This is a genomic window from uncultured Chloroflexus sp., assembly GCF_937129525.1.
In the GTDB taxonomy this organism is placed as follows: domain Bacteria; phylum Chloroflexota; class Chloroflexia; order Chloroflexales; family Chloroflexaceae; genus Chloroflexus.
The window spans coordinates 1-6588 of record NZ_CAKZNK010000076.1 but is presented as its reverse complement, the minus strand read 5'-3'; the positions used below and the strand labels follow the sequence as shown (position 1 = coordinate 6588).

6 protein-coding genes are annotated in these 6588 nt (G+C 55.7%); all 6 read right to left on the bottom strand.

Features of this window, described 5'->3' with window-relative positions:
* Positions 1 to 60 precede the first annotated feature (60 nt).
* Positions 61 to 783, bottom strand: coding sequence for an NUDIX domain-containing protein (locus tag Q0650_RS09590; RefSeq protein ID WP_298818343.1), 723 nt, complete (start codon positions 781 to 783; stop codon positions 61 to 63).
* A 59-nt stretch (positions 784 to 842) separates the two neighbouring features.
* Positions 843 to 1823 (bottom strand): glucokinase, encoded by a 981-nt coding sequence (gene glk, locus Q0650_RS09585; RefSeq protein ID WP_298818341.1) that lies wholly within the window; start codon positions 1821 to 1823, stop codon positions 843 to 845.
* A gap of 225 nt (positions 1824 to 2048) precedes the next feature.
* Positions 2049 to 2720, bottom strand: coding sequence for a ribulose-phosphate 3-epimerase (rpe, locus tag Q0650_RS09580; protein WP_298818339.1), 672 nt, complete (start codon positions 2718 to 2720; stop codon positions 2049 to 2051).
* A gap of 164 nt (positions 2721 to 2884) precedes the next feature.
* Complete coding sequence (rpiA, locus tag Q0650_RS09575; protein WP_298818337.1) at positions 2885 to 3610, bottom strand: ribose-5-phosphate isomerase RpiA; 726 nt, start codon at positions 3608 to 3610, stop codon at positions 2885 to 2887.
* A gap of 24 nt (positions 3611 to 3634) precedes the next feature.
* The gene (locus Q0650_RS09570; protein ID WP_298818335.1) at positions 3635 to 5401 is read right to left on the bottom strand and encodes a M61 family metallopeptidase; all 1767 of its coding nucleotides are present in this window, start codon (positions 5399 to 5401) and stop codon (positions 3635 to 3637) included.
* The coding region (locus Q0650_RS09565) for a glycosyltransferase 87 family protein (protein WP_298818332.1) at positions 5398 to 6588 on the bottom strand (1191 nt) is incomplete at its 5' end. The genes Q0650_RS09565 and Q0650_RS09570, both read right to left, overlap by 4 nt.

Below are 6588 nucleotides of genomic sequence, written 5' to 3'. Positions count from 1 at the left end.
GATAGCCGATAGGCGATAATCCCTCTGCGGTCTCGGCTGACAAAATTGGCGCGAGAGTGGCTAACTCTCGCGCCGATCTTCTCGCCAGCGAAAGACAAACTGTTTATCGCCGGGTCGATTGCGGCGAAAACGCCACAGGCGTGTCGGGCGGCCACGTCCCTCGCGCATGTAGGGTGTCTCTTCGAGAATGCCCGCCTCTTTGATCTTGCGATAGAAATTGCCCTTATCGAGCTTTTCGCCCAAAATCTGCTCGTAAATGTGCTTCAGTTCGAGGATCGAGAAGAGTTCGGGCAACAGTTGAAAGGCCAGCGTGGTGTATTCGAGTTTCGAACGCAGCCGCGAGAGAGCGTAAGCTAAAATCTGATCATGATCGAAGGCCAGTGGCGACGGAAGTTGATCGACCGGAAACCAGCGCACGTCGCTGTTTTCGTCGCTCACACGGATGGTCTGGGCATCGGCGCGCACCAGAGCGATGTAGGCGACGCTGATCACGCGGTGACGAGGATCGCGTTGCACGTCACCGAAGGTGTAGAGTTGTTCGAGATAGACATCGCGCACTCCTGTCTCTTCTTCGAGTTCGCGCCGCGCAGCCTCTTCCAGCGATTCGTCTAGCCGGATGAACCCCCCGGGGATTGCCCATCGCCCCTCGAACGGCCAACGCTTGCGCTGCACCAGCAAGACGTGCAACGCGCGGTTGATTAAGCTGAAGATGACTACATCAACGGTTACCGCCGGTAATGGGTATTTGCTGATGTCGTAGGGTACCGGACGTTCATCCTGCATGGTTGCGCCTTTCTCCCATTCGGTTTTAGTGTTATTTATACACTAATTAATCAGGGTCGTCAAGCCATCGCTGCCGCCGCCGCTCCGAGCAGGCCAGCTTTTGGCTCTAGAATGACATGAATGGGCACTTGAGCCAGTAACTCACTGAAACGCCCCTTGTCACGGAAGATGTGCAAGAAGCGTTCACGCCGGATCAGTGGTAGCACGCGCGGCGGTAAGCCACCGCCGATATAGATGCCGCCAGTCGCCAACACTTTCAGAGCCAGATTACCGGCTTCGGCAGCCAGAATGTCAACAAACAGTTCTAACGTTGTCCGGCAAACCAGACACATGTTTTCTGTTGCCATTCCCGCCTGGACGATGACCGGCGTTGGGTCGGCAACCGCTGCCAGTTGCTCGGCGACAGCCGGTGTTTCGCGTTGGAGGAGGCGATCGCGCGTGAAGGCATACAGATTGGGAATACCGATCCCGGAACAAACGCGCTCGTAACTGACGTGACTGAAGCGTTGATGCAGGTAATCGAGCAGGTCTTTTTCGATCTGATTGCGCGGCGCAAATGTGGTGTGCCCACCTTCCGAAGGATGAGGCCGGTAACGAGTGCCATCCCAGGTCAGAAATGCTTCTCCTAGACCGGTGCCGGGCGCGATCACGCCAATCGCGCCACCGGCTACCGGCGCTCCAGCGGTGAGGGTTGCCAGATCGGTAGCCTCGAGAATCGGCACAGCCTGCGCAATCGCTTCGAGATCGTTGAGCAGTCGCACCGGCGCGCCCCCGAGAGCTGCGCTCAACTCACCGGCATCAATCGTCCACGTCAGATTTGTGATACTGGCGCGACCGGCCACGACCGGCCCGGCCACGCCGAAAGCAGCGCCGGCGATTGGCGCCGGATGTTGGGCCAGAAACTCGGCCACGATAGCAGTGAGACTGGGGTATTGGGCGCTGGGAAAGATTTGCTCAAATAGAGGGTGATGCGGCCCGGAAGCCTGATCAAACAAGGCAAGAATCGTCTTGGTGCCGCCGATGTCTCCGGCCAGATACATACTTCACCTGTAAATCATGTGTTGCAAATGAGAATAATTCCTTATATACGAAGTGTTGCCGTTGATCCTGTCGCAATCAAGGTCTGTCTGCGCAAAGTCAAGCTGTCGCCAGCGAGGTATTTCTGGTCGACGCAAGTCTCGCGCAAGCGGACTCTTTGATTGCGCTTGCCTACGCCATCCCCGACAATGTATAGACTTTATCAACCCGGCGTGACACCTGCGATTCTAACCGGGCTGATGCGCTTCTGCCAATGCTGCGCGCAGCGTGGCAATAGCGGTCGGAATCGGTTGTGAGCCAAACACTGCCGAACCAACCACCGCTACAGTGGCTCCGGCAGCGGCACAAGAGGCAATCGTGGCGGCATTGATACCGCCATCGACCATGATCTCGACCGGACGCTCGCCAACCAGGGTAGCCAATCGTTGCACTTTGGGCAACACTGTCGGGATGAACGCCTGACCGCCAAAGCCGGGATTGACCGTCATCACCAGGATCAGCTCAACCTGATCGATCACCTCTTCGACCATACTTAACGGGGTCGCCGGGTTGATGGCAACACCGGCTTTTTTACCCAGATCGTGGATCATCTGAATTGCGCGATGCACATGGGGTGTCGCCTCGGCATGAATCGTGATCAGATCGGCGCCAGCGGCAGCAAAATCAGCCAGATAGCGCTCTGGCTCGACGATCATTAAGTGCGTATCGAGGATTGCGCCGTACCGGTCGGCCAGGGGCCGCAGTGAACGCACCACCAGCGGGCCAAAGCTGATGTTTGGCACAAAGCGGCCATCCATTACGTCAAGATGGATCCAGTCGATACCGGCATCACAGGCAGCCGCTATCTGCTCGCCCAGACGAGTAAAGTCAGCCGTGAGAATTGAAGGTGCGAGCCGCATAGTACTCCAGAATAGCGCCTGCTTTGCATCGACCTCCTGCGCAGATGCGGAATGATGTCGTTACATGTCATTGCGCGTCGCCAGGAGCCAGGCGCAGCTTCTACGGGAACAGCGAATGGCATCCCCTCAGGCGGAACAGGCCAGGAACAGCCATCTCTGAGCAACTACATGTTCCGCGTTATTGTACCGCACTCTGAGCGCATCAAATGCCGCACACCCATTGGTTCGGCCACAAACAGATCGGTTGCCAGACCCACAAACAAACCGTGTTCGACGATTCCGGCCCGCGCTGCCAGCCGGTCGGCCAGGGCAGCCGGATCGGTGATCGGGCCGCAAGCCCAATCGAGGATCAGGTTACCCTGATCGGTACGGAAGGGTTGACCATCGGCGCGTAGTCGTAAACGAACGCTCCCGCCCTGGGACTCAAGCCAGCGCGCAGTCGCGCGCTGGCCAAAATCGACCACCTCAACCGGCAACACAAACCGGGTGCCAAGCGCCGGTGACAGTTTGCTCTCATCGACGATGATGGCAACCCGACGGCTGGCCTGGGCTACCATCTTCTCGCGCAGCAGAGCGCCACCGCCACCTTTAATCAACGCCATCTGCGGATCAACCTCATCGGCGCCGTCGATAGTCAGATCAACCTCATTTACCTCATCAAGCGTCGTAAGCGGAATACCCGCCTGCCGGGCCAGCTTTGCCGTTCCTTCAGCGCATGGCACGCCAACAATATCGCGCAGTTCACCATTCGCCAGCCGCTCACCGATCATACGGGTAGCATACGCCGCCGTACTGCCGAATCCTAAGCCAATTACCATACCCGGCTGCACCAGCGCCACTGCTGCCGCCGCCGCCATTGCTTTAAGCGTTTCGGTTGTTGTCATTGCCATCTTGCATACATCTAAAGAGGAAGGTCACGCGCGCGACCCTGCCTGACCAAGCCACGCCGCCCGCATCCGAATCTGATCAGCCGTTGGCGCTGCCACCGGCACAAGTGATAGCATATCATATGGCGCGACGGCTAATGTCACGGCAACTTCAATCAGCGCATCGCCGCGGAAGAGGGTCAGGCGGACGGTATCACCCGGTCGCCGTTCTAGCAAGCGCTGATTGAGACGATCTTCATTTACGCGCCAGCCATCAAACGCTACCAGTTCATCATCGGCATATACGCCGGCCGCATACGCCGGCCCATCACTCCGCACCGAGGCTACCAGGGTTCGCTCACCCTGCTTACGCCAGTTGATGCCCAACCAGGCTGGCGGTTGCCCATCAGCGCGGGGACGCCGATACTGCCAGCGCGGTTCAAGCCCAACCACAGCCGCTGCCGCTGCATAATCGAGTTCATCAACTCCGCTCACATAACGGGCATACAGCTCACGCAGGCCGCCATCAGCGCCACCGACTGCTTCGATAGCCGCCAGAACGGCTCCCTCTTCGGGAATCCCCGGCCCTTCAACAGGGTAGCGTTGATAGAGATAGCGCATCACGTCATCGAAGCTGCGTTCGCCATTGGTGCGGGCACGGATTGCCATGTCGAAGATCCAGCAGACCAGGGAACCTTTGAGATAGTACGATATGCCCGAGTTTACGCTATTTTCGTCGGGACGATAGAATTTGATCCAGGCGTCGAAGCTGCTCTGCTCAAGACTCTGCAAACGGCGACCAGGCTGGCTCTGCAACTGAACAATCTCGTCCGCCAGCTTTTGCAAATAACGTTCTTCGCTCATCAGACCGGCCCGCACCAGCAGCAGATCATCGTAATAGCTGGTCGCGCCTTCAACCAGCCAGAGCAGGCGAGTGTAATTCTCGTTTTGATAATCAAATGGGCCGAGGACGGCTGGACGCAAGCGCTTCACATTCCAGGCATGGAACAATTCGTGTGAAGTGAGGCTCAGATAACGCTCATATTGATCCCCAAACGTCCACCGGTCAACCATATTAGTCGCGCTATTGCGATGCTCTAATCCACCACCACGACCATCGGTGAGATGAACGATAAAGGTATAGTCACGATAGGGCAGACTCCCAAAAAACGAGCGCTGCGCTTCGACAATTCGTTGAGTATCGGCAAGCAGCCGGCCTTCGTCTTCATTGCCGCGCCCCCAGATCGCAATACGGTGCGGAATCTCATCGACTACAAAAGAAAGCAGACGGTGAGTGCCGCATTCTACCGGGCAATCGACCAGCTCATCGTAATCGGCGGCCTGAAAGGAAGCGCGTTGGGGAAGGGCAGGGTCAGGCGGCAATGGAGTGAGACCGGTCGTCACCTGCCAGCCAGCGGGTGGATCAACATGGAGCGTCAATGGCTCGTGGGTATGCCCGTGAACATACATAAACACATTGGCTCCGTTGAAGTAGCCGTGTGTGCCATCAAGATGGCTGGTGCGCACGGTCAAATCAAACGCATAAACCTTATACGACACGACAATGTGAGTGGCGGCGCCGGCATCAACCTGCCAGCAATCTTTGCGCACTTTCCGCCAGGGCAATGGAGCGCCCTCGCCATCAACGGCTTGAAACTCCTGCACGTGGCGGGAAAATTCCCGGATCATGTACGAACCGGGTGTCCAGGCCGGCAGCGACAGCAAGACCTCGCCAGTTTCGTTACGGGTCAGATCGATCCGCACATGAAATAGATGCGAGTGAGGTGTCGGCATAGCGATGGTGTAGATAATCATAAGAGACCCCTGGCATGCTTTTGCGACTGAACTGCGGAAAGACGATAGAGCAGGATGACTGTCAAGATCAGACTCAAGAGTAAATTAACAGTAATGTGAACGTCCCACAAAGACTCCCACACAAAAAATAGTCTGTCCAGACTGTCCGGTAAAATAGCAGACATTATTGAATACGGCCTGACAAAATAAAGGATTGCGACGAATAGCGCCAGTGTCCAGCGCCATCTGCGCGACAACTGCCAGTGATTGAATTCCAGTCCGCGCAAAATTAAACCGATAAATATAATCCAAAGCGCCGCATCATAGTGGCGATGATATGCAACCAAAAGCGTCCAGAGCGAGAGAATTGTAAAGATATGCATTTCGGCGAAAGCCATTACATCGGCTGGCAAGCTGGCAAAATAGCGTCGCAACCAGAGCCCAAGCGGCGCCCAGACCAGCAGAGTGAAGAGCGCTGAAGTTAGAAAAGCCGGCATTAAACGCGCATCTAGCATTAATCTTCCTATCGAGTATGACAAGTGTATACCTTCAAAAGAAGAATGAAGATTCATCATAAGAACATATTCATGCAACACTTGCCCTGGCGAGACATTCGTCAAGAACGCCAATCCCAACAACCCAAGCGCCTGAACAGCCAGCGACACCCCGACAACTGCGTAACGTCGCCTTAAGAGCAAAAAGATGAAGACGGGCAGCGCCAACGAATACTTCGACAATGCTATTCCCAGCGCAAGACCTGATAGAGCCCAGTTTTTATCTGCCATCGCGAGGGCAACCAGCATAAGCGCAAATACGAACAAGGTCGTTTGACCAACAACTATCGCCGATTGAGCAGGCGGAAGTAACCAGAGACAAAACATCATAACGGCTGTTAGTATCTTTCTGTTAGCACAAGTGTTATACAACCACAATCGAACAATCATCAATGGAATTGCCAGTGCCAGTAGCAGATTGATGATAAACCATCCACTTTGCGCAAGCGGCCAGGAAAAGAACGAAAAAAGCGACAACAACAACACTATTGGCGCGGTATTTGCCGGAACGGTGGTCAGACCAGGCTGCCCGACAGGTTGCGCAGTAACGACCTTGCCATCAAGATAGGAGACCGGTATTTGCGGTTGTTGACGCGCAAAATATGCCGCGTATGGGTTTGTTCCCTGCCTGACGAAATGACCTGAATACCAGTA

Coding starts and splice junctions, on each gene's coding strand:
- rpiA (WP_298818337.1), bottom strand. CDS start 3,610: ATGGCAATGACAACAACCGAAACGCTTAAAGCAATGGCGGCGGCGGCA.
- glk (WP_298818341.1), bottom strand. CDS start 1,823: ATGTATCTGGCCGGAGACATCGGCGGCACCAAGACGATTCTTGCCTTG.
- Q0650_RS09570 (WP_298818335.1), bottom strand. CDS start 5,401: ATGATTATCTACACCATCGCTATGCCGACACCTCACTCGCATCTATTT.
- rpe (WP_298818339.1), bottom strand. CDS start 2,720: ATGCGGCTCGCACCTTCAATTCTCACGGCTGACTTTACTCGTCTGGGC.
- Q0650_RS09590 (WP_298818343.1), bottom strand. CDS start 783: ATGCAGGATGAACGTCCGGTACCCTACGACATCAGCAAATACCCATTA.